This is a genomic window from Amycolatopsis sp. NPDC058986 (assembly GCF_042741125.1).
Lineage (GTDB): Bacteria > Actinomycetota > Actinomycetes > Mycobacteriales > Pseudonocardiaceae > Amycolatopsis.
The window spans coordinates 48,534-69,518 of sequence record NZ_JBHYJW010000052.1; the positions used below are offsets into that span (position 1 = coordinate 48,534).

Here is a 20,985-nt window from a genome sequence, read left to right on the forward strand (position 1 = left end):
GCCCGCGATCAACCGGGTGTGCCCAGCCATGGTGACCGCCACCGCGGCTCAGAGTCCGCATCTCCACCTCCTGCCACGACCTTCCGCACCCCCGCGGGTGCCGGCCGACACGATTCCGGGATGAAACCGCGCGCACGTACGGCTAGCGGCGAGCGCCGATCTCAGGGAGCCGAACCGGTTGTCTCAGGTAACGGCGATCGATGACCGTCCACACCTTTCCGACTCCTCCCGAGGATGCCTCGGAGAGCACACCGGCGCATACTCCAGCGCACCACCTCTGCCCAAGAAGACACAGTGGGTGTTCGTTCGTCCGGCCGCGCCGAGGTCACCGACCACGTACTCGTGACGGGGAGCCGGCACTCGGGTGCTGCGGCCTGCCCGGGATTCCGGCTGGTGAATCCTCGGCACCGTACCGTTCGGCGCCTACCGGCGAACCACCACGAAGGTGAACCGGCCATACGCCGGCTGTCGGTCCCTTGTGGATACGCCGCGGGGACTGGAAGGCCTCCACTCGTCCACGCGGCTCGTCCCCGACCGATGTTCTGGTTGATCGGACGGACACGCTAGCAGACAACCTTGTCCCTTGGTCACGCCCTCCGGCGCGCTCGCCGAGCCATCCCGGTCGATGCCCATGCGGGTAGCAGCCGGCTCTCAATGGGCAACGTCACGGTGAATGCGTTGCACGGCCGCCGCATACGGTGCGAATGTGAGCGCGATGTCCGTCGGACAACTTTCTTTTACAGCCGAAAGGAAACCGCACATAATGCCTTCCACGACAAGAAAGATCTTCCTTGGCGCTGCCGCGCTCGGCGCCATCGCCGTCGGGGTGGTACCGGGAACCGCGCAGGCCGCGACGACCGCCAGCGGGACGTTCAGGCTGTGCAACGTCGGCACCGACTACTCCGTGTACGCCACCTTCCCCGACCGCGGCGGCTTTTCCTCCTACGTGCTTTCCTACGGCCAGTGCTGGAACGGCGATATCGGTCCCAGCGAGGCCTTCTACCTGAATGTCCGGCGCGCGAACAACTCCGAAGAGTTCAGCACCTATCGCGACTACACGAACAACGCGCCGTCGACGGTCGTCACGACCCAGAACACCTTCACCTCTTTCACCTACGTCAAGCAGTAGCACCACCGCTGCGCGACAAACGTGCGCTGGAAGCCCCGAGGGTCCCCTCGGAGCTTCCAGCGCACTCGGCCCAGTTCTGCGATCGATCTTTCCTTATTCCGGACCTGTGAAATGAACACCGGAGCGTTCGGACAGGACACCTGTCCCAAAGGGAATGAACCTACCGTGGCCGTGGATCGCCGAGTATCGTCCGCGCGAAGCCGCAGGGTCACGGCGATCAGAGTGACACCACGGAAAGTCGAGCATCGAGGACATGGGATGAAGACGGCAACAGGCAGGGTGATCAAGTTTGACGACATTCGCGGCTACGGGTTCGTATCACCCGACACCGGCGGCGAGGACCTCTTCGTCCATGTGAACGACCTGTACTTCGACAAGCAGCTGATCAGCACCGGCGTACAGGTCGAGTTCATTCCCGAAGAAGGTGAACGAGGCCTCAAGGCATCACGGGTACGGCTGCTCGAAAAGCTCCCGGAAATCCAGCCCGCGCCGTCTGCCCAACCGCTTCCGGCGAACGAGCCGGCACCCGGGGCGTCGGAGGACGAGGACGACCTGTGCGACGTGTTGTCCGTGGGTGAGCTGAAGACGGAGCTGCTCGAAGCACTGGTCGAGGCTGTACCGGACCTGACCGGCACGCACCTTGTCACGGTAAGGCAGTGCGTGGTGACACTCGCTCGCAAACACGGCTGGATCGAAAACTGAACACCGCCGCAAGTGCGGCGTCCCGAAAGCTCCGTTGAAGACGTCCACCGTCCTCAAAGGAGCTTTCACCGTTCTGCCCCGGAACGGTGCCATGCGACGCGGAGCGGCAAGGCGCGGATATCCCATCGCCGGCGCTCGCGCGGACGCGGCGGAACTCGGCCGGACGTGTCCATCCCGGACCGGTCGGCGCCGGCGTGCCGGCTCGCCGCGGTGAGCGTCCGGCCAAGGAAAGGTCAATCACGATTGCCCGAAAGTACTCTCCGCGCACCTCGATGACCCGAGGTGCCGCGAGCGAGTTCCCGCGGGGCGAGCGACCATGCCACACTCGGGCAGCGGGTAAGTCCCAGCCCCGTGTACTGCGGTTTCGGTTCCCTTCCCGTGGGCGGCCACGCCGATCACCGTCGCCCACCGGCGCACCCGGTGCCACTTCGGTTCCGCCGTGCCCGGGCAGATGTGAGCACCAGTGAGCACGGCCTGAGGCTGGCGTGCGCCCGGTTAGCCGATGATGATCGTCCCTACGGATCGACGGAAGCCCGGAAGCCATCTCCGGTACCGCGCCGGTCCATCGGACAACCGGCACCGGAAACGTCCTCATCGGCGAATGACGTTTCCCTCCCGCCGGTCGCCAATCGGGTGGGATAGGTCAAGGGAACCGCACAATGAACAATGGGATTTGGGCATCTGAAACCGCGGTGGGCGCACTTGTGGCGGTCGCGGTACACGCGCCGGACGCGATGAGCAAGATCGGTATGACGAGCATGCTGGCGGCGGAACGCCGGTTGAAAGTACTCACCGACGCGGCCGAGTTCCCGGCCGCCGACGTGATCGTGGTGGTCGAGGAATCGGTGTGCGCCGACACTCTCGCCCTACCACGAGAAGTTCGCGCGGCCTCGCCGCACGAAGCGCCCCCGCGCTGCGTGATCGTCACCGACAACTTCCCGGACAACATGCTGGTTCCGGCGATCGAATGCGGCATGGCCGCAATGCTGCCGCGAAACAGGATCAAAGCCGACGTGCTGGCGCGGACGATTGTCGGAGTCAGTCAGGGAATGGTGTGCCTGCCACTTCGGCTCCAGGCCGGCCTGCTCGCCGAGTTCGACCGGGTGGTGAACAAGGTACTGAAACCTAGGGGTCTCACCCTGAGCGGACTTTCGGTCCGTGAACACGAGGTCATCCGCTTACTGGCGAACGGGTACGACACCGACGAGATCGCCGCCGAACTCGCCTACTCCGGCAGCCTGATCAAAAAAACGATCAAAGAACTGATGGATCGTTACGGCCTGCGCAGCCGCTCACACGCGGTGGCGCACGCGATTCGCCATGGAATTATCTGACATCCGGAACGGTCGCGGGCGCCAGGGCGAACTGGCCGTCCGCGAACGTCGCCGACCGGTCAGCGCTGTTCGGTGTGTGTGCCCGGCGAGGACGCCTCGTCGTTCCGATGATGGTGCTGCCAAAGAGCGTCACAGATCTCGCGCTCGCCCGACTGGAGGTGGCGGCGGTAGCTGCTGAACGGAACGCCGAGCCGGGCCGCCGCGGCTCTCTGATTGGTGTCACGGTCGAGGTAGGTGGCCTGGACCGCGCGCTGCTGCCTGAGACGACGTGGGTCCTGGCGCAAGGCGTCCACAGTGGTGACAACGGCCGCACGCAAGGCACCGAGGTCACCGTAGACCCGGATGAGCTGGTTCACCGCGAGCGCCTCGTCGTCATGCCAGTCGCGCAGGGCCTGCTTGACCGCGGCGAAGAACTCCTCTTGGGACATCGCCGGTGCCGCACGGGTTTCGCGAACGGCGTCGCCCAGCATGACGCCGCCCCGCAGCTTCTCCTCGGTTCGTTCGAGATGCTGCCCCAGGGGGATCTCGCGCCAGTCGCGAATGAACAGCCCCCAGCTCCCGTCCCCGAGTTCGGGGATCGCCCGGTACAGCCCAAGGTCGTACGGTTCGAGCTGGGACACGGCAGCAGTGGCGTTCGGCACGAGCAGGAAGCTCGCGACGAGCCCGTCCTTGCGATGCAACGACTTGATGGACTGGTATCCGGTATGGACGGTCACCTCGGCCACGTAGTTTTCGGCGGACAGCGCCGGAACACCGAAGCGAGCCACCCCGACATGTTCACCAGGTTTCACCTGACCGGCTTGATCGAGATACTCCCGCACCGGCGCGAGCACGGGGTCACCACTCAGCTCGTCCGTCCCCGGGGACAGGCGCAGCCAGGCGTAGAAGGACACCATCGTCATGTCCTCGGCGCGGTGGTAGACGGAGAAGCCTTCCGGTTGTCTGTCGAGCCAGTAGGCCACCAGACGCGTGTGCTCCTCGCCCCAGTACTCGCGCGCCAGCCGCAGCAAATCCTCTCGCATCTCCGGCAGGTACGCGCTCTCGAACAGCGCCTCACGTTCCCGAAAAGCGAGGATCTCCGCGCCCGCCGGGGAGAGGTACCGGCTGAGGTAGAGCAGGTCCCCCGCCGCCACATCGATTTCGTCGTCCGAAGCGGGCGACCGGTCGTTGAGCAAATACCGCCACAAACGCAGATTCAACTCGCCGTAGGCGACGGGGTCGCGCCATTTGAAGGAGGAGTCGAGCACCTCGCGGACCAGTTCGTGGCAGACCAGTCCGTGGCGTCCTGTTTCGACGTACGGTAATCCGGCCAGCCAGTCGAACACGGTGTGCGCGTCGTGTTCGTTCAGTCCGGTGCGGAGCAGCCCGACGGTGACATGGCGCACGTGGCCGCACACACGCAGGCCGTACTCATGCGCGGCCGAGGGCACCCGGTCGATCATGCGGGCCAACAAGGTCTCGATGACCTGCGGGCTGGGTTCCCACTCGGCGTCGCGGACCGCACCGGGCTTGACGGTGGTCTCTTCGGCCGCCAGGCACAGGGTGAGCGGATGCCCCGCGGCGAAGCCGTTCACCGTGGCGTGCAGTTCGCCGGGAACACCGCGCTGGGTGAGCAGATCGCTGACCTCGTCCTGGGTCAAGGGGGCCAGGGGGATCGTCCGGACGAGATGACGCCAGCCGAGGTCGAGCGTCCACTGTGGCTCGGGGCGACGCCGTCCGGCGATGACGACGACGGTGTCCTCGGGCACCGTCGGCAGGAGCTGCTCACGCAACCAGGCTTCCAATGCCTGGCAATGCTCGAATCCGTCGATGACCAGCACCGGCCGCTCGGTCGTGTGCACCGGCGCGACAGCTTCCGTCAGCGCGCTGGTGGAGGTGAGCACATATTCCCCGTCCACCCACACCACCGTGCGACCCCGCTCGTCGGCGTCATCGGCCAGCTGCCGCAACAACGCCGACTTCCCGATCCCGCCAGGACCGTGGACGAACAACACCTGCGGAGCGTCCGGGCCACCACGAAGGGCCGAGCCGAAAACCTGCCGATACTCGTCCCGGCCGATAAAGCCCGTACGGAAGAACGGCCGCACACGGTCAGCCAACGAACGCCGCCCTCGGCGTACCGGCAGCTGCCGCACCACTTCGCTCACGCGCTGGTCCTCCATACCCGCGCAAGCTCAGGCGGGCACTGAGTGAGACGCCGATGGCAGCCAACCGTCGCCGCATCCTAATACCGTAATATGGACAATTCCGCGCGAGGGCCCGCTGCGGGCAACCCGGGCAGCGCGGCCGGGAACCCGCCCCGTCACACGGTGGTCATGACGCGTTCTGAGCGCTTGCCCCGGGAGGTCGCAGATCATCGAACACAACGAGTCAACCACCGGTGCTCCGTCATCGCCGCAGGTTAAACGGGTAACCCACCCCTCGGTCAAGGTAGCACGCACCCCGGCGCAGTCAAATCGAACGAGACCGGCCTCTCGCGTTCAAGCCGCGATCAGCTGATCATGCGCGGTTTTTCGTCGTGCCCGGCAGTGTCCGGCGCACAATGCGTCAGCGCTTGCAGCCGCTGCACCACCTCCGGCGCGAGCCGGCCGGCGAAGCTGGTCAACAACTGCTGGGCATCGCGATGGCTACATTCGTGATCGCCGCGGATGTGGCGGATCTCGATGCGCTCGAGCATGGCCGCCACCCGCTGGGCTGGGTTCCGCGCGAGGTCGACGGCCGCGTCGAGCCACCGCAACGCCCGCGACGGCGACCGCGCACCGGCCTCGCTCACCCGCTCCATCAGCGCGGGGAAGGCGAGGGCTCGGTCGATCAGCCCTCCGGCGTCGACGACCAGATCGCACAGGTAGTCCAGGTCGTCGCACCGTGCTTCGCCCGTCCACACCGCGGTGATGGCCGTGGCCGCGAGTTGCCGGCGTTCGAAGGGAGCCATGGCGTCGGTGAGCGACGAAGCGACGACCGGCACGAGCACCCGCCACGAGTGTCCATTCCGGCCGCGATGCAGAATTCCCTCTCGCCGCAAGGTGTCCAGCAACGCCACGGCCTCGGCTTCACTCGTCTCGAGTACCCCGGCGACCAAGCGCGGCACCGCATCCCCGAGCGGCGCGAACACGCAGGCCGCGGTCGCCGCGGTACGGGCCAAGGGAGGCAGAACGCGGAGCCGCCGAAGCACTCCGTCGTCCCCTGACGACGGCACCGGGAACGCGGGCGGCACACAATGCGCCTTGCCGTCGAGCACGCGGATGGTGCCGTTGTGCAGCAGCATCTCGATCGAGTCGCGTACCGCGGCCGGAATACCCCGGGAAAGCTCCCCGACCCTGCCGATCAATTCGTCGTCCGGCTCGGCCGACGTGGCCGCCGCGATTTCGGCCACGATTTCGCCTTCCGCCATCGGCCGAAGCCGGACGGAGGAAACCAGGTTGTCGTCCCGCAGGCTCCGCCACCAGGCCAGCTGCTCGACCGGAATCGGCGTGCGGACCGCGCACACGCAGGTGACCGAATTTCCGGCCGGCTCGCGCACCAGTGCGCCGAGGACGGCGCGCGAGTCACGGTCGCTCCACTGCACGTCGTCGATCAGCAACGTAGCGTCGCGGCCATCTCGCAGTAAATCGGCGGCCACCGCCGAGGCTGCCTGCCGGGCGATCTCCGGATTCCCGTGTGCACCCACGACCGGGGCGAGCGGCACGGAACTCGAGTCGGAGCCGGGTGACCGTACCGGTATGGCATCGCCGTCGCGGGTGAAACGAATCGCCGTGACCGCCGTCCCTCTCTCGAACAGCCGCTCGCCGGCTTTGTACAGCGCGGTCGTCCGGCCGATCCCCGGCGGGCCGGTGATCGCCACGATCGGCGCGCCCGCGGTGAGAGCGGAAAATACGGTATCCACATCCACCAGCATGCGGCCCGCCCGGCGGCCCCGGAACTCGCCGAGCGGGGATCGAGGACTTTCGGCTTGGGAACGTATCCGAACCACTTACGGAAGAGTCACACCCGATACGAAGCTATCCGGTGAAGTACCGGCCAGGCTATACGAAAGATTTTCACGGATTTCGCGCGCACCCGCTTGGAGATGCCGACGGTAACCACTGGAAGGACACAAAGGACACCGGTCTCCCGGACGGAGTGTTCACGACAGGCCGGTGCCGGTGTCGTCCTTTCCGGTCAGGAGGATTCGAGGATCTCCGCCAGCCGCAGGGTGTCGATCAGATAGCGGTCGCAGGGGAATCCCCGTTTTCGCAGGCCGCGGCGGAATAGTTCGGCGAGGGGTTTTCCGGCGGCGCGGTAGGCCTTGCGACCGGCGGGGGTCAGTTCGACGAGCCGGCGGCGGCCGTGGTGCGGATCGGTGGTGATCCGGATCAGTCCGTCCTCCTCCAGCGGGCGCAATGCCCGGCTGATCGCGGGGTCGGAGACCCCCATGGACCGCGCCAGCCGATGCTGGGTGGCCGGCTCGATGTCTTCCAGTGCGCCGAGCAGCCGCAGCCGGGCGTAGCTGAGCACCCCTTCCCGACCGGCGTTCCGGCGCGCGTGCTCCCCCAGCAGGGAGACCACGCGGTGCAACAGATCCGAGAGTCCGTCGTCCATCGGCCCACCATATCGCGAGTGTTGACAAGTTAATATTAACCGTGCAAGACTCAGGGCATGACCACGACGAGCTACACCTTCCAGACCTGCTTCCCGCTGATCACGCCGGTGATCGCCTGCATCGGAGCGCTCGTGCGCTCCCGCCGCGCGCACACCCGCCTCGAACGACTGGAGATCTGGCAGCGGTGGTGGGCGGTCGCCGCACTCGGCTTCGGCAGCCTGTGGATGACCCTGAGCTTCCTGACCATCCCGGAATACATGGCCGAGACGATCGGCTTCGCCCGTACTCCGTTCGTTTTCGAGATCGCCTTCGCCAACCTCGGACTCGCGGTCATGGGCTTCCGCGCCGTCAAGGCATCGCTGCGCGAACGCGTGACGATCGGCCTGGGCGCCGGCATGTTCCTCTGGGGCGCCACGATCGGCCACCTCTACCAGTTCTTCGCCAACGGCGACCACGCGCCGGGCAACACCGGCGGCGTCCTGATCTGCGACGTCCTCTTCCCCGCCGTGATGATCTTCCTCGCCCGGCGCGCCCAGAAGCTGCAGGCCCAGGCCGCCCCCGCCGGACTCCCGGAAAACCAGCCTGTCCCGCGCTGACCCACCCGAACCGGAATCAACCACCCCCGCCGCACAGCGGGGGTTTTCCGGCGCTGCCTCGTCGCGAACGCTCCGTTCGCGACGCAGACATCCGTCCATTGTGGTCGGCGAGGACGGGCGCGTGCGGCTCGACAGTGCGTCAATCGGCGAGTGAAGAAAACTCACGTCTGTCCGTGTGTGTCGGCGCGGTTGCCGCAGGTCCGCCTTCCATCAGCTCGGTCCTGCCGCTCCCGTACACGACCGCCCGTGCCGCATCGACGCCCGGCATGGTGGCCAAGGTGGACAAACCCCGGGTTTTTCCGGGTAGGAAAAATGTCGTGGTCACCTACGCCGGTCGGCTCTATGAACAGCGTCTGTACTCTCAACGACAGGCGAGCAAGGGTGGCGAACCGCTGATAACAAGTTCGGCTACCCGTCGAGCGGGTAGGAACACCCAGGAGGTACTGGAAACATGTCTATCACTATCCGACCTGCCGATCTCGCTGACGAGGCCGAGGACGTCACCGCACTGTTGGTGGACTACATGACGAGGGCTCATCGGCAGTTCCTGGAAGCGTTTGGTTTTCGTGGTGCACCCACGGATATTTCCGGCTTGCGGGATTCGCTGGGAGAGTACGGCGGTTCGTCCAATGTGCTGCTGGTGGCGGAGGACTCGGACCGCGGATTGGTGGGGGTGGCGGGCCTGCGGTCCCTGGAGCTCGGTGTCGTGGAGGTGAAGCGGATGTACGTGGTGCCTGAGTGCCGTGGCCTGCGCGTCGGCTCGCTCCTGCTCGATGGCCTGCTGGAGGAGGCGCAGCGGATGGGGGCGTCGGCTGTCAGGCTTGACACTGCCCGGTTCATGGTGGAGGCCCAGCGTTTGTACCGCTCACGTGGTTTCGTCGAGAGGCCGCCCTACCCGGGGACGGAAATCCCGCAGGACCTCCACGAGTTCTGGGTCTTCTTTCAACTGCCGATCGGTCCACCTGCGGCCGATGAGCCGCAGGCGCAGCCGGCATAAGCCAGGCCAAGAACAGGTACGGCGGCCCCGTCGGCGGACCGGTTTTCCGAGCCGACGCGCGCACCACTGTCGGCGAAGGTGACTGTCCTGACTGAGGGCGCGGTCGAGTCGCCGCGTGACTCCCACGGTGCCGCCGGACGGCCGCGAAGACGTCAGAACACGGGCCGCGTCCGGCCGTGCCCCGAAACGACCCGGGTCCTCCTCCAGGAGGACATCACACGATCGTCCTGGGACCGCGGATACGATTCGTGGCCCGAAGGGCACGACTGCGAAGCCGCGGCGAAAAGTCCTGTTATGTTCCGCGTAAAATCTCGCAGGTAATTCTCCGCCCCCGGAAGGCCGCGACAGTCGGAATTTTCGGCTATTCACTGAAAAGAAAGCAGCGGGAGTGAACTGGCAGAACCACCTACACGACTATTGCGAGCGGGTTTCGCCGGCGTTCTGGGCCGAACCGGTCAACGCGCTGAGCAACGCGGTGTTCCTCCTCGCGGCGGTGATCGTCTGGCGGATGCAGCGCAAAACCCGGGTTCCGGCCAGCCTCACGGTGCTCGTGGTGTTGATGGCGGTGATCGGGGTGGGCAGTTTCGTCTTCCACACCGTGGCCACCGCGTGGTCGCAGTTGCTGGACGTGGTGCCGATCGGGGTGTTCGTCTGTTGCTACCTGGCCGCGTACCTGCACTGGTTCTGGCGCTGGGCCTGGTCTCGCGCGTGGCTGGGAGTGCTGGTGTTCGCCGGCGTCTGCGCCGCGACCGTGCTGGTGTTCGGCAACCGCAGCATCAACGGTTCGCTGCCCTATCTTCCGGTACTGGCGACCCTCGCGGGTTGCACTGTGGCACTCGCCCTGTCCAGGGAACGGGAACGGGCCGCGCACTGGCGCGCGTTCGCCTTGGCGACGGTCCTGTTCGCCGGCGCGCTGCTGTTCCGCACCCTGGATTTCGCGGCCTGCGCCCGATTCCCGCTCGGCACCCACTTCCTCTGGCACCTGCTCAACGGTGCCGTGCTGCTGGTGCTGTCTCGCGCACTGGTCGCCCACTGGCAGCGGACACGCCGCTCCGGCGAGCCGGGTACCCCTGCCGCGACCGGCAGCTCCGATGCCGTCGCTCATCCCGCCGGATAGCCTGGCCGCATGGCAGAAACTCGTCCTGGAGGTCGTACGGCCCGTACCCGCGCGGCGGTGCACAACGCCGTGCGCGAGTTGTTCGCCGAGGGACAGGACCAGCCGTCGGTGCGGGAAGTGTCCGAGCGGTCGGGTGTGCACGAGGTGACGATCTACCGGCGCTGGGGCCGGATCGAGTCGCTGGTCCTCGACGTCGCGGTCACGCAGCTCAACGAGGAGGCGCCCTTCCCGGACAGCGGTGACCTCCGCCGTGACCTGCTCGGCTGGGCGCGCGCGGTCGCCGGACAGGTGAAGACCCGGGAGGGCACCGAAAAGCAGCGACCGCGGCTGCTGCTGCCTCGGATCCCACGCGCCTGAACCAGCAGTGTCCACAGAGGACTCCCGGGCCGGTAGGGCCACCTTGCGGACGTGGCCTTACCGGCGCCTGGCACGGCAGGTCCTGAGGTAGCTGAGGAAGGAGGCCTGCAAGCCGGTCACATGCGTTTCACGCAGGATCGCGCTGGTGACGGCCGCGCCGCGGGAGGTGAGGCGGTGCAGGACGGTGGCCGCGTTCTTCGTGAGGTTCTGGTAGATGGCCAGGTCTCCGAGTAGCTCTTGCTCGTTGAGGGTCACGTGCAGCTCGGCGGCAGGCCGGCTGTCCCCCATTTCTCGGAGCTGGGCGAAGATCCGGCTGTCTTCACCGGTGACGCCGGGGCTGCCCGCTCCGATGCTTTCGAAGAGCGTGCTGCCGGTGAGCCAGGTGTAGAGGCTGAAAAGTCCGCCGTAGGAGTAGCCGAAAAGGCCGTGACCGCTCGTGGCTGTGCCGTAGTCACGTTCGATCCGCGGGTGCAGTTCCGCGGTGAGGAAGCTCAGGAACGCGTCGGCGTGGGTGTCACGTAATTCGGCGAGGTAGGCGTCGGCTTCCTCGCGTGTCCTCGCGCCCGCTCGAACTCCCATCTCCACGGCATCGACGAGTTCCTGGGCGATGGGCTCGCCGGGTGGCACGAGGTCCCTGTTGCGCAGCCGATCCCAGTGCTGTGCTTCCTCGCCCGCGTAGCCGACGCTGACTTGGATATACGGCTGGATCCGCTGCATGGGGTCGAGCTGGGTGACGATGAGCGGAGCCGTCATGCCCACGGCCCAGTTGCCGTCGAGCACATACACGACAGGCGCTCGCGTCGTGGCGGGGTCGTAGCCCGGTGGGGTGGTGACCCAGACGCCGTAGTCGTGCCCACCGCTGGAACGCGTCTCGAAGTAGTCGGTGCCGGCGAGGCAACCCTGCCACATGGTGCTCATCGGAGGTCCTTCACAACTCGGCCGGCCTGGAGAACGAGGACGGCATTGGCGGGGTCGGCGAACAATTCCGGGTCTTCGAGCGGGTTTCCGTTCCACAACACGAGGTCTGCCTGCATGCCGGGAGCGATGACCCCCACCTGATCGGCCAGGCCGAGGATCTCGGCGTTGGTCTTGGTGGCCGCCACGAGGGCGTCCATCGGCGTCTCGAGTTCCGCGCGGATCCTGAGCTCGTCGCCTCGACGGTCCTGCACCGGACCGATGAGATCGGACCCCAACCCGATCCGTACTCCGGCTTCCTTGGCGACAGCGAGCGCCTCGGTCATCCGCTCACGAACACCCATCACACGCTCGCGGACCGACTCGTCGAGGCCGGTTCCAGCGGTGTCCCGCAGCAGTTGCTCGACGACGGCGAACGTGGGCACAAGGGCAACCTCGCGAGCGGCCATCAGAGTGGCCGTGGACTCGTCGAGGTCGGTGCCGTGCTCGACACAGCGCGCCCCGGCCTCGACCGCGTTCCGGATGCCGTCGTTGTTGTGGGCGTGAACAGTCACGTAGGTGCCCCGTGCCGCGGCTTCCTGGACGGCGACGGCAATCTCCTCGACGGTGAACTGGGTGTCGGTCAGCCGGTCGTGCGCCCCGACCACTCCGCCGGTCACACAGAGCTTCAGGAAGGAGGCTCCGCGACGGAAGGCCTCGCGCACGTTGCCTCGCAGCTCGTCCGCGTTGCCCGACATCATGGACAGGGCACACAGACCCGGAACGTGATGGCTGCTCCACAGCTCGGTGGGTTCCCAGTCAGCTCCGTAGTAGCCGTGCCCACCAGTCTGGCACTGGACAGGTCCACACGACAGGACGCGCGGTCCCCTGACCTTGCCCTTGGCGATCGTGGTGACGACGCCGCCGTCGATCCCGCCGGTGTCCCGGACGGTCGTGAACCCGGCGTCGAGCGTCGTGCCGGCCGTGGCGAAGATGTCCGCCGCGATCTCGGCGGCACTGAGCCGGAACGAGAACTGCGGCTGGATCGGGCTCGACAGTCCTAAGTGGACGTGTGCGTCGATCAGGCCGGGCGTCATCGTCAGTCCCGCGGCGTCGAGGCGCTCGCCGGATGCGCTGGAGGCACCGAGCTGGGCGATACGCCCGTCTTCGACGGTGACGTCGGTGTCGACGGGGTCGCGACCCGACCCGTCGACGACCGTCGCGCCGGTTATCCGAAGTCGTCCCACGAGTCGTTCCCTCCGCCGTCGCGAGCCTGCTGCGACCATGTGTGACGCAGCACAACGCCCTCGACCTCTCTTTTCCAATGGATAAACTGTGGGAGTGATCCTGTCAAGCACGGAACGCACCGGCGACGCACGCGAGCGTCTCCTGACCCGGCTTCTCGACGCCTTCGACGATGCCCTTCCCTCGCCGGAGGTGTCGCTCCGCGAGGTCGCCGCCCGGGCCGGGACCAGCCACGCCCTCCTGCGATACCACTTCGGGTCGCTCCCGGGCGTCTTGGCAGCCATGCTCGAAGCACTGCGATCCCGTGACAACGAGGCGCTTTTCGAGGTCGCCCGGCAGGGCACCTTCGACGACTTCGTCGTGGCGATCTGGCGGGCCTACACCCGCCCGGAACAGCTGTCCCGCATTCGCGGCTTCTTCCACGTCGTAGGACTGGCCGCGTACAGCCCGGAGGAATTTCGCGAGTTCATCGACTCGCTCGGCGACCTGACCAAGATGCTGGCCTCGCTCGCGGAACGCGAAGGGCTCGACGCCGAGGAAGCACTGACCCTGGCCACCGTCACCGTTGCCGCGATTCGCGGCCTGCTCCTGCAGGAAGTTCTGACTCCAGGCGCCCACTCGGAGGACGCGGTCGCCTTGATCCTGCGCATGAGCAAGGACCCCTCCGGGCCACGAACGCATCCGGGTCCTTGACCCTGCGGTGCCGGGGAAATCTCCCGGCGCGGGCTCACAACGGAATGGCGTGCTGGGTGACGTAGTGCCGGATCAGCGCTTCGATCGAGCGGCGAAAGGAATCCTGCCTGCTGTCGCTCAGCGTGCCCGCCAGCTGGCCGAGCTCGGCCCGGACCGCCTCGCGCACCAGGCGCACGACGGCCCGGCCGGCCTCGGTGACGGTGACGTGGACGGCGCGCCGGTTGCCGGGAACCGCGATCCGTCGCACCAGTCCACGCCGCTCGGCGCGGTCGACCAGGCCGGTGACGCTGGACTTCTCCAGTTCCAGGATGCCGGACAGCTGTCGCATGCCGATCTCGCGGTCGTCGAGCACGGCGAGCATCCGCAGCTGGGTGACCGACAGTCCTTGTTCGCCGGCGAGGCGCCCCAGGATCGCCTGCACGATGAACGACAGCTGCATGAGTCCGTCGACCAGGTCCAGGTCCGACGTCCGGGAGCCTTTGGCTGAGGAAGTGGTCACAGTGCCCAGGTTAGCTTGACCGAGTTCGTGACACCAACTATTTTGGTTCGTGACACCAACAGTACGTGGAACCAACCAAGAGGGGCGCGCCATGACCGACAAGAAACGCGTCGCTGTCGTCATCGGCAGCACCCGGCCCACCCGCATCTGCGGCGGTATCGCCGCCTGGGCACGCGACAGTCTGCAAGAGGACAGCGACCTCTGCTACGACCTGATCGATCTCGCCGAAATCGCGTTGCCGTTCCTGGACGAGCCCGTCAAGGCCGCGTTGCAGCAGTACGAACACGAGCACACCCGGGCCTGGAGCAAGCTCGTCCAGAGCTATCACGGATTCCTGTTCGTGTTCCCGCAATACAACTGGGGCTATCCGGGGGTACTCAAGAACGCGCTGGACTATCTCTACCGGGAATGGCACGACCGGCCCGCGAGCCTGCTCACCTACGGCACCCGCGGCGGCGGCAAAGCCGCCGAACAGTTCATCAGCGTCCTGCACGGACTGCACATGCGCGTGCTCGACACGCACGTCGAAGCCGTCATCACCGACCAGGACGTGGACGAGAACTGGCAGCTGCGCGACCTCGACGGCACGCTGCGCCCGAACCGTGCCCTGCTGCGCAAGATCGACGAAGAAATGACCGAAGCGCTCGCCGACGGCCAATGACCGCGTCCGGCAGCGAGACCTGACCGTTGGTACCGCGCCTGCGAACAGGTATTCAGAAGCCGCCGTTGATCGGGGGCGGGGCCGGTCACCGGGTCGGGCCGCCGCCGATCCGGTCCACCGCGTCCTTGGCGTCGCGCAGAGTGGTGCCGGTGGCCTCGCGGTAGTGTTTGACCGCCGCGATCTTCTTGCCCTGGGCCAGCAACGCCGCCACTTCCACGGTGAGCTCGCCGGCCGGCTCGGTGATGCCGAGGTGGTCGAGCACGAGATCGAGCTTGCGTTCCACCCGGGCCAGCCGGTACTCCAAGGACCTGGTGCCCGGACTCCGGCTCGCGCCTGCGAGGATGCCCAGAATCAGCAGAGCGACGACTATCCAAAGCAGCGTGATGTCCACGTCGCGCAGCATAGGCCGTGGCCCATTCGGTCATCTGCTTCAGGCAATCCCCGAGTCGTCAAGCACGCCGGATCGACTGGTGGCGGCCGGTCGAGCGGCCGGACGCGAATAAGCCCAGGTCACTGACCTGGGCTTGCGCTCCCCCGCTTGGACTCGAACCAAGAACCCTCCGGTTAACAGCCGAATGCTCTGCCAGTTGAGCTACAGGGGATCGTTATTCACTTCTCGTGTCGCCGGAGTTGTTCTCTCCGTCCGACGAGAAGAACTTTAGCTCATGCCGCCGAGCCCCCGCACGGCACCCCCCTGTTAACCGTCCCGCCCGCCGCGGCCGGTTTTCCTGGACAATGGCCGTCGGGGCGAGATCGACAGGAGGCGTGGGGCGGATGAAGAAGTTCCTGCTGGGTGCGGGCCTTGGCTACGTGCTGGGCGCGAAGGCAGGCAGGGCGCGGTACGACCAGTTCGTGCAGGCCTACCGCCGGATCGTCGATCATCCGATGGTCCAGGGTGCCGCCGGGGTCGCCCGCGCCAAGCTGTCCGAGAAGTTCGGCCGGGGCCGGTGAGCGCTCAGACCCTCGCCACGAAGAACACCCGCCGGAACTCGAACCAGGTCGTCCCGTCCTGGCGCGTCGGATAGGCCTCGTCCAGCAGCGGGATCAGGTCTGCGCGGAATCGCTGCCAGTCCGCGTCGCCCAGCCGGGCGCGGACCGGCCGCAGCGCGGTGCCGGTGATCCACTCCAGCACGGCGTTCGGGCCGGACAGTGGCTGCATGTACGTGGTCTCCCAGGCGTCGACGCCGCATCCGGCGTCGGCGAGCAGGTCGGCGTAGGCACGCGGGGTGCCGACGGCGTCTTCGTCGCGCAGGAAGCCTTTGCCGAGCACGTCGGCCCAGGCGGGCGACGCGGCGAGTTCGCGGGTCAGCGCATGCGAGGGCGCGTCGAAGTTGCCGGGGACCTGGACGGCGAGCCACGCCCCCTCCGGCAGCTGCCGGACCCAGCGGCGCAACAGCTCCTCGTGGCCGGGGACCCATTGCAGGACGGCGTTCGACACGACGACGTCGGTGTCCGGCGCGGGCACCCAGTCCCGCACGTCGAGCACCTGCGCGTCGAGGCCACGCTCCCGGGCCGCGGTCACCATTTCGGGTGAGTTGTCGCTCGCTTCCAAGATCGCCTCGGGCCAGCGCTTCGCCAGGCCGACGGTCAGATTTCCCGGCCCGCAGCCGAGATCGACGACACGTCGGGGCTTGGTGGCACCGATCCGGCCGACGAGGTCGTAGAACGGCCTGGCCCGCAGGTCGGCATAGTCGAGGTACTTGGCGGGATCCCACATGGTTCACCTCCGCACAGCAAACAGTACGCTCGTACTGCTGCAACCAGTACGAGCGTACTGCTAATCGCGGGGGTTGACCAGCTTCGCGGCGACCTCTTCGGCGATGGCGGCGACCAGCTCGATGTCCGTGCCCGGGTCCGGCCGGGCCTGCAGCACGACGCCGTCGCGGCCGGGGATCTTGCGCTGCACGAACCACGCGCCACCACCGGCCAGCTCCTGCCGGTGCCGCGAACGGACCGAGCCGTCGACGCGCAACCGCACGTGGTGCGGCACCTTGCCCGGTGCCGGAAGCCGGAAGGACACCGGCGCGCGGTCGGCGAGCAGCACCGCTCCCCCGGCCGTGCCGGCCTCGTCGGACTCGGTCAGCGTGAACACGCCCTCGGCCCACGCCGCCTTGCCGACCAGGTGCCAGCCGACGCGTCGCGCGCCGTCGCCGTCCGGGATCCAGAGGCCGAGCGCGGTGACCACGAGATGCCCGCCGCCCTCGACGCGGGCGCTGTCGACGACGTTCTCGCCCTCGGCCAGCTCGCCGGGGAAACCGTCCGGGGTCCGGTCGCCGAGCAACCGGCGCAGCAGGCTCATTCCCAGCCGCCGCTCGCCTGCTCCCGCAGTGCCTTCCGGTACTGCTCCAGCGCGACGAGGTCGCCGAACAACGCGCGATAGTCGTCCGGCGCCTCGACCGGGGACAGCCGTTGCAGCTTCGACTTGATCTCGCCGATCTGCCTGCCGACGAGGTTCTCCTGGACGCCGGCCAGCACCCCGGAGATGTAGCGGGAGTCGACCTCGCCCTTGGCGCGCAAGGGTTCCACCGACAGCTCGCTGAGCACCCGCCGGACCGTCCCCTGTGGACAGTGCGGCGCGGCAGCGTCCAGCAGTGCCGGTCCGGTCAGGCCCGACGCCGCGCCGCCCGCCTTGAGCAGCGCCAGGTGCAGCGCGACGTACACCGGGTGGGTGAACGCCTCCTCGGGCAGCGAGTCGAACTCCGGGCCGGCGATCGCGGGCTGTTGCAGCGCGGCCTTGAGCGCCTCGCGCTGCCCGATGAAGCGGGGGTCGTCCGGTGCGGGCCGCGGCAGGTCCTGTGCCTCCGCGGCGGCGGACGCCGCGGCCTCTTGTTGCTGCCGCTGGGACTGACGTCGCGCGGGAGCCGCCACGCCGCCCCGTTTGTCGGCCGCGCCCGCGCTGCCGCGAACCCGGTTCACCACCTGGGCGACGTCCTGCCAGCCCACCCACCAGGCGAGTTTCGAGGCGTAGCCGTCCCTGCGCGCACGGTCCTTGATCGAGGCGACCATCGGGACGGTCTTCTGCAGCGCGGCGACCTGGCCGTCGACCGAGTCCAGGTCGAACTGCTTGAGCATGCTCTTGATCGCGAACTCGAACAGCGGAGTCCGCCGCGCGACCAGGTCCTTCACCGCGGCGTCGCCCTTGGCCAGGCGCAGCTCGCACGGGTCCATGCCGTCCGGCGCGACCGCGATGTAGGTCTGCCCGGCGAAGGTCTGGTCCCCCTCGAACGCCTTGAGCGCGGCCTTCTGCCCCGCCTCGTCACCGTCGAAGGTGAAGATCACTTCGCCGCGGAAGGCGTCGTCGTCCATCATCAGCCGCCGCAGGACCTTCATATGGTCCTCGCCGAACGCCGTCCCGGACGAGGCGACGGCGGTCGGCACGCCCGCCGCGTGCATCGCCATCACATCGGTGTAGCCCTCGACGACGACCACCTGGTGCCGCTTGGCGATCTCGCGTTTCGCCAGGTCGAGGCCGAACATGACCTGCGACTTCTTGTAGATCTGCGTTTCCGAGGTGTTGAGGTACTTCGCCTCGATGCGGTCGTCGTCGAACAGCCGCCGCGCGCCGAAGCCGACGACGTCGTTGCCGACGTCGCGGATCGGCCACACCAGCCGCCGGTGGAACCGGTCCATCGGGCCGCGCTGGCCCTCCTTCGACAGCCCGGACGCGAGCAGCTCCTTGACCTCGAACCCGCGCGTCAGCAGGAACTTCGTCAGCTTGTCCCAGCCGCCCGGCGCGTAGCCGCAGCCGAACGTGCGCGCCGCGTTCTGGTCGAACCCGCGCTCGGACAGGAAGTCCCGCGCGGCGCGGGCCTCGTCGGTCAGCAACTGCTCGGCGTAGAACTCCTGTGCCAGCCGGTGCGCCTCGATCAGCCGCGAGCGGGTGCCGCGGTCCCGCTGGACGCTGCCGCCGCCACCCTCGTAGTTCAGCCGGATGCCGACCCGGTCGGCGAGCCGCTCGACCGCCTCCACGAACGAGATCAGATCGATCTTCTGGATGAACTTGATGACGTCGCCGCCCTCGCCACAGCCGAAGCAGTGGAAGGTGCCATGCGTGGGGCGCACGTTGAACGACGGGGTCTTCTCGTTGTGGAACGGGCACAGCCCCTTCAGGCTGCCGCCACCGGCACGGCGCAGCGCCACGTACTCACCGACGACCTCGTCGATCCGGTTCCGCTCCCGCACCTCCGCGATATCGCTCTCCCGAATACGTCCCGCCACGGGAACCACTCTAGTTCTCCCCGTTCCGGCGCCGTACGGCACACTCGACGTATGAGCACGCCCACGGCCCTGGACGGACTCGCCGCCGAGTTCGCCGAACACCGGTCTCACCTGATCGGGGTCGCCTATCGGCTGACGGGCGCCCGGTCCGACGCCGAGGACGCCGTCCAGGAGTCCTGGCTGCGGCTGAGCGGGCTGGCCGAGAGCACCCGGGCGGGGATCCGCGACCTGCGGGGCTGGCTGACCACTGTGGTGGGCCGGATCTGCCTCGACCGGCTGCGGTCGGCGCCGGTCCAGCGGGAACGCTATGTCGGGCAGTGGCTGCCGGAACCCATCGTGACCCCGTTCGGACAGCCGGTGAGCGAGGACCCGCTGGACGCCGCCGTCCGCGACGACGGCGTCCGGATGGCCGCGATGGTGGTGCTCGACAAGCTCACTCCCGAGCAGCGCGTCGCGTTCGTGCTGCACGACGCGTTCTCCGTGCCCTTCGGCGAGATCGCCGAAATCCTGGGCTGCAGCACGGAAGCCGCGCGCCAGCACGGTTCCCGTGGCAGGCGCGCGCTGGCCGACGCCGATCCGCCGCCACGTGTCGACCTCGAAGAGCAGGCCAAGGTCCTCGAGAAGTTCGTTACCGCCCTGATGACCGGCGACGTCCGCGCGGTGGCCGAGGTGCTGCATCCCGACGTCGTGCTCATCGGCGACTCCAACGGCAAGGGCCGCACCACGCGCCAGATCATCGTCGGCGTGGACAAGCTGGTGCGCTTCTACACCGGGCTGCAGCGCAAGTACCCGCCGGGCGCGTTCGGCCGTGGCGCGGCGGTGCTCGTCAACGGCGACCTCGGCATCTACATGCCGCCGGCCCCCGCCGCGGAGGGCTACCTGCCGATGGACGAGCACGTGCAGGCGGTGAGCATCCGGGACGGGAAGATCGTCGCCTTCTACGACGTCGTCAACCCGGACAAGCTCACCGGCATCACGCGTCCCGTCGTCGAGCAGTGAGCACGCCCGCCGCCAGCACCGCGAGCGCGAACGCGGCGAAGTAGGCCAGCGCGAACGGCTGCGGCAGCGGCGAGTCGGACAGGATGTTCGCGTTGCCGCCGCTGCGTCCGCCGCTCGCGCCGCCGGCGCCGCTGAGGAACTTGGTCGCGGCGTTGAGCGGCAGCCACCGGTGGATGGGCTCGCCGATCTCAGGGATCGCGCTGATCAGTTCCTCGGCCATGAGCGCGTAGATGATGCACACGCCGACGGCTCCCGCGCTGTGCTCGACCAGCAGGCCGATGCCCACCGCCGCGACCGCCGCCAGCGCGTACACCGGCCCGGTGCCCGCGAGAATGGTCCAGTCCGCCGCGCTGTCGAGTACCAGATCCGCGCCCGGCGGGGCGACGAGCAGGCACGCGGCCCACGCGCCGAAGGCGGCCAGTTCCCCCAGCACGAACGCGAAACCCGCGACGACCGCGGCCTTCGCGACCAGCGCCGGAGTCCGTGTCGGCACGGCTTGGAACGTCGTGTGGATCGTGCCGGTGCGGTACTCGGTGGTCACCGCTAGCGCGGCCAGGGTGAGCACGACGGCGAGACCGAACCGGTAGCCGAACTGCGTCGTGGCGACCGTCGGCAGGTCCGTCGACTCGCTGGCGCCGCCCGCGACGAGCATCGCGAACCCCGTGGTGACGGCGAGGGCGAGGAGCGCGCACGCCCACGGTGAGCGGGTGCTGAGCAGCTTGATCCGCTCGGCTGCGAGCAGGTGCATGATGGATTCCCCTTTCGTGACAAGGGAATCCTGGCGTTCCGGGCCTGCCCGGCGCGTCCGCCCTGGGCCGGACTCGCGGGGTCGGACCGGGGTCGGACCCGTGCGTGGCTCGAGCGCCCCAATGGGGTTTTTTCATCCTGTTGGTGCTGGTCTGGGTGCTTGACGGGGTGGGTTGTGGTTGTGCCGTAGGGGTTTGCTGGGTTGCGTACCGGCGGTA

22 protein-coding genes and 1 tRNA gene are annotated in these 20,985 nt (G+C 67.8%); 11 read left to right on the forward strand and 12 right to left on the reverse strand.

Annotated elements, in window-relative coordinates; translation table 11 throughout:
- Positions 1-763 precede the first annotated feature (763 nt).
- The 3 genes from ACFW0G_RS34445 (at position 764) to ACFW0G_RS34455 (ending at position 3,165) form a co-directional block, all read left to right on the forward strand.
- Positions 764-1,129: a hypothetical protein gene (locus ACFW0G_RS34445; protein ID WP_378329658.1), complete on the forward strand. Its 366-nt coding sequence runs from the start codon at positions 764-766 to the stop codon at positions 1,127-1,129.
- A 165-nt stretch (positions 1,130-1,294) separates the two neighbouring features.
- Positions 1,295-1,831: a cold-shock protein gene (locus ACFW0G_RS34450; RefSeq protein WP_378329659.1), complete on the forward strand. Its 537-nt coding sequence runs from the start codon at positions 1,295-1,297 to the stop codon at positions 1,829-1,831.
- Positions 1,832-2,490: 659 nt separating this feature from the next.
- On the forward strand, positions 2,491-3,165 hold the full coding sequence (locus ACFW0G_RS34455) for a response regulator transcription factor (RefSeq protein WP_378329660.1): 675 nt from the start codon (positions 2,491-2,493) through the stop codon (positions 3,163-3,165).
- A 59-nt stretch (positions 3,166-3,224) separates the two neighbouring features.
- On the opposite strand, the gene ACFW0G_RS34460 is transcribed toward ACFW0G_RS34455, so the two are convergent.
- The 3 genes from ACFW0G_RS34460 to ACFW0G_RS34470 form a co-directional block, all read right to left on the reverse strand.
- Positions 3,225-5,312 (reverse strand): AAA family ATPase, encoded by a 2,088-nt coding sequence (locus ACFW0G_RS34460; protein ID WP_378329661.1) that lies wholly within the window; start codon positions 5,310-5,312, stop codon positions 3,225-3,227.
- Between the two features lie 344 nt (positions 5,313-5,656).
- Positions 5,657-7,048, reverse strand: a complete 1,392-nt coding sequence (locus ACFW0G_RS34465; RefSeq protein ID WP_378329662.1) for a hypothetical protein — start codon at positions 7,046-7,048, stop codon at positions 5,657-5,659.
- Between the two features lie 275 nt (positions 7,049-7,323).
- Positions 7,324-7,743, reverse strand: coding sequence for a MarR family winged helix-turn-helix transcriptional regulator (locus ACFW0G_RS34470; protein WP_378329663.1), 420 nt, complete (start codon positions 7,741-7,743; stop codon positions 7,324-7,326).
- Between the two features lie 57 nt (positions 7,744-7,800).
- On the opposite strand from ACFW0G_RS34470, the gene ACFW0G_RS34475 reads away from it, so the two are divergent.
- The 4 genes from ACFW0G_RS34475 to ACFW0G_RS34490 all read left to right on the forward strand — a co-directional run bounded on the left by ACFW0G_RS34475 (position 7,801) and on the right by ACFW0G_RS34490 (position 10,811).
- Positions 7,801-8,340 (forward strand): DUF6790 family protein, encoded by a 540-nt coding sequence (locus ACFW0G_RS34475; RefSeq protein ID WP_378329664.1) that lies wholly within the window; start codon positions 7,801-7,803, stop codon positions 8,338-8,340.
- 451 nt (positions 8,341-8,791) lie between these two features.
- Positions 8,792-9,337, forward strand: a complete 546-nt coding sequence (locus ACFW0G_RS34480; RefSeq protein WP_378329665.1) for a GNAT family N-acetyltransferase — start codon at positions 8,792-8,794, stop codon at positions 9,335-9,337.
- Between the two features lie 388 nt (positions 9,338-9,725).
- A complete protein-coding gene (locus ACFW0G_RS34485; protein WP_378329666.1) occupies positions 9,726-10,454 on the forward strand; it encodes a ceramidase domain-containing protein in 729 nt (242 codons plus the stop codon).
- A 9-nt stretch (positions 10,455-10,463) separates the two neighbouring features.
- Positions 10,464-10,811 carry a TetR/AcrR family transcriptional regulator gene (locus ACFW0G_RS34490; RefSeq protein ID WP_378329667.1) on the forward strand — a complete coding sequence of 116 codons (348 nt, stop codon included), beginning with the start codon at positions 10,464-10,466 and terminating at the stop codon, positions 10,809-10,811.
- Between the two features lie 57 nt (positions 10,812-10,868).
- Here the strand turns inward: ACFW0G_RS34490 and ACFW0G_RS34495 are convergent, their stop codons facing one another.
- Both ACFW0G_RS34495 and ACFW0G_RS34500 read right to left on the reverse strand, forming a co-directional pair.
- Positions 10,869-11,729, reverse strand: coding sequence for an alpha/beta hydrolase (locus ACFW0G_RS34495; protein WP_378329668.1), 861 nt, complete (start codon positions 11,727-11,729; stop codon positions 10,869-10,871).
- Positions 11,726-12,952, reverse strand: a complete 1,227-nt coding sequence (locus tag ACFW0G_RS34500) for an amidohydrolase family protein (RefSeq protein WP_378329669.1) — start codon at positions 12,950-12,952, stop codon at positions 11,726-11,728. The genes ACFW0G_RS34495 and ACFW0G_RS34500 overlap by 4 nt, the downstream gene beginning before the upstream one ends.
- 94 nt (positions 12,953-13,046) lie before the next feature.
- On the opposite strand from ACFW0G_RS34500, the gene ACFW0G_RS34505 reads away from it, so the two are divergent.
- Entirely contained in the window at positions 13,047-13,643 is a 597-nt protein-coding gene (locus ACFW0G_RS34505; RefSeq protein ID WP_378329670.1) for a TetR/AcrR family transcriptional regulator, read from the forward strand.
- Positions 13,644-13,677: 34 nt separating this feature from the next.
- Here the strand turns inward: ACFW0G_RS34505 and ACFW0G_RS34510 are convergent, their stop codons facing one another.
- Positions 13,678-14,142 (reverse strand): MarR family winged helix-turn-helix transcriptional regulator, encoded by a 465-nt coding sequence (locus tag ACFW0G_RS34510; RefSeq protein ID WP_378329671.1) that lies wholly within the window; start codon positions 14,140-14,142, stop codon positions 13,678-13,680.
- Positions 14,143-14,233: 91 nt separating this feature from the next.
- On the opposite strand from ACFW0G_RS34510, the gene ACFW0G_RS34515 reads away from it, so the two are divergent.
- Positions 14,234-14,803, forward strand: a complete 570-nt coding sequence (locus tag ACFW0G_RS34515; protein WP_378329672.1) for an NADPH-dependent FMN reductase — start codon at positions 14,234-14,236, stop codon at positions 14,801-14,803.
- 85 nt (positions 14,804-14,888) lie between these two features.
- Here the strand turns inward: ACFW0G_RS34515 and ACFW0G_RS34520 are convergent, their stop codons facing one another.
- Together ACFW0G_RS34520 and ACFW0G_RS34525 are read right to left on the reverse strand one after the other, a co-directional pair.
- Positions 14,889-15,194, reverse strand: a complete 306-nt coding sequence (locus ACFW0G_RS34520) for a hypothetical protein (RefSeq protein ID WP_378329673.1) — start codon at positions 15,192-15,194, stop codon at positions 14,889-14,891.
- Between the two features lie 138 nt (positions 15,195-15,332).
- A tRNA-Asn gene (locus tag ACFW0G_RS34525) sits at positions 15,333-15,405 on the reverse strand.
- A gap of 172 nt (positions 15,406-15,577) precedes the next feature.
- Between ACFW0G_RS34525 and ACFW0G_RS34530 the strand changes: the two genes are divergently transcribed.
- Positions 15,578-15,754 (forward strand): hypothetical protein, encoded by a 177-nt coding sequence (locus tag ACFW0G_RS34530; RefSeq protein WP_378329674.1) that lies wholly within the window; start codon positions 15,578-15,580, stop codon positions 15,752-15,754.
- Between the two features lie 4 nt (positions 15,755-15,758).
- Here the strand turns inward: ACFW0G_RS34530 and ACFW0G_RS34535 are convergent, their stop codons facing one another.
- Genes ACFW0G_RS34535 through dnaG form a run of 3 tightly spaced genes read right to left on the reverse strand, consistent with a single transcriptional unit; the run spans position 15,759 to position 19,021 of the window.
- Positions 15,759-16,520 carry a trans-aconitate 2-methyltransferase gene (locus ACFW0G_RS34535; protein ID WP_378329675.1) on the reverse strand — a complete coding sequence of 254 codons (762 nt, stop codon included), beginning with the start codon at positions 16,518-16,520 and terminating at the stop codon, positions 15,759-15,761.
- Between the two features lie 60 nt (positions 16,521-16,580).
- Positions 16,581-17,102, reverse strand: coding sequence for a hypothetical protein (locus ACFW0G_RS34540; RefSeq protein WP_378329676.1), 522 nt, complete (start codon positions 17,100-17,102; stop codon positions 16,581-16,583).
- A complete protein-coding gene (dnaG, locus tag ACFW0G_RS34545) occupies positions 17,099-19,021 on the reverse strand; it encodes a DNA primase (RefSeq protein WP_378329677.1) in 1,923 nt (640 codons plus the stop codon). The genes ACFW0G_RS34540 and dnaG overlap by 4 nt, the downstream gene beginning before the upstream one ends.
- Before the next feature lie 51 nt (positions 19,022-19,072).
- Here dnaG and ACFW0G_RS34550 point away from each other — a divergent pair, with 51 nt between their 5' ends.
- Positions 19,073-20,020, forward strand: coding sequence for a sigma-70 family RNA polymerase sigma factor (locus ACFW0G_RS34550; RefSeq protein ID WP_378329678.1), 948 nt, complete (start codon positions 19,073-19,075; stop codon positions 20,018-20,020).
- Here ACFW0G_RS34550 and ACFW0G_RS34555 read toward each other — a convergent pair.
- Positions 19,995-20,768 (reverse strand): hypothetical protein, encoded by a 774-nt coding sequence (locus ACFW0G_RS34555; RefSeq protein ID WP_378329679.1) that lies wholly within the window; start codon positions 20,766-20,768, stop codon positions 19,995-19,997. The genes ACFW0G_RS34550 and ACFW0G_RS34555 overlap by 26 nt on opposite strands.
- Between the last annotated feature and the right edge of the window lie 217 nt (positions 20,769-20,985).

Coding starts and splice junctions, on each gene's coding strand:
- ACFW0G_RS34515 (WP_378329672.1), top strand. CDS start 14,234: ATGACCGACAAGAAACGCGTCGCTGTCGTCATCGGCAGCACCCGGCCC.
- ACFW0G_RS34555 (WP_378329679.1), bottom strand. CDS start 20,768: ATGCACCTGCTCGCAGCCGAGCGGATCAAGCTGCTCAGCACCCGCTCA.
- ACFW0G_RS34530 (WP_378329674.1), top strand. CDS start 15,578: ATGAAGAAGTTCCTGCTGGGTGCGGGCCTTGGCTACGTGCTGGGCGCG.
- ACFW0G_RS34495 (WP_378329668.1), bottom strand. CDS start 11,729: ATGAGCACCATGTGGCAGGGTTGCCTCGCCGGCACCGACTACTTCGAG.
- ACFW0G_RS34480 (WP_378329665.1), top strand. CDS start 8,792: ATGTCTATCACTATCCGACCTGCCGATCTCGCTGACGAGGCCGAGGAC.
- ACFW0G_RS34445 (WP_378329658.1), top strand. CDS start 764: ATGCCTTCCACGACAAGAAAGATCTTCCTTGGCGCTGCCGCGCTCGGC.
- ACFW0G_RS34490 (WP_378329667.1), top strand. CDS start 10,464: ATGGCAGAAACTCGTCCTGGAGGTCGTACGGCCCGTACCCGCGCGGCG.
- ACFW0G_RS34470 (WP_378329663.1), bottom strand. CDS start 7,743: ATGGACGACGGACTCTCGGATCTGTTGCACCGCGTGGTCTCCCTGCTG.
- ACFW0G_RS34475 (WP_378329664.1), top strand. CDS start 7,801: ATGACCACGACGAGCTACACCTTCCAGACCTGCTTCCCGCTGATCACG.
- ACFW0G_RS34455 (WP_378329660.1), top strand. CDS start 2,491: ATGAACAATGGGATTTGGGCATCTGAAACCGCGGTGGGCGCACTTGTG.
- ACFW0G_RS34550 (WP_378329678.1), top strand. CDS start 19,073: ATGAGCACGCCCACGGCCCTGGACGGACTCGCCGCCGAGTTCGCCGAA.
- ACFW0G_RS34535 (WP_378329675.1), bottom strand. CDS start 16,520: ATGTGGGATCCCGCCAAGTACCTCGACTATGCCGACCTGCGGGCCAGG.
- ACFW0G_RS34540 (WP_378329676.1), bottom strand. CDS start 17,102: ATGAGCCTGCTGCGCCGGTTGCTCGGCGACCGGACCCCGGACGGTTTC.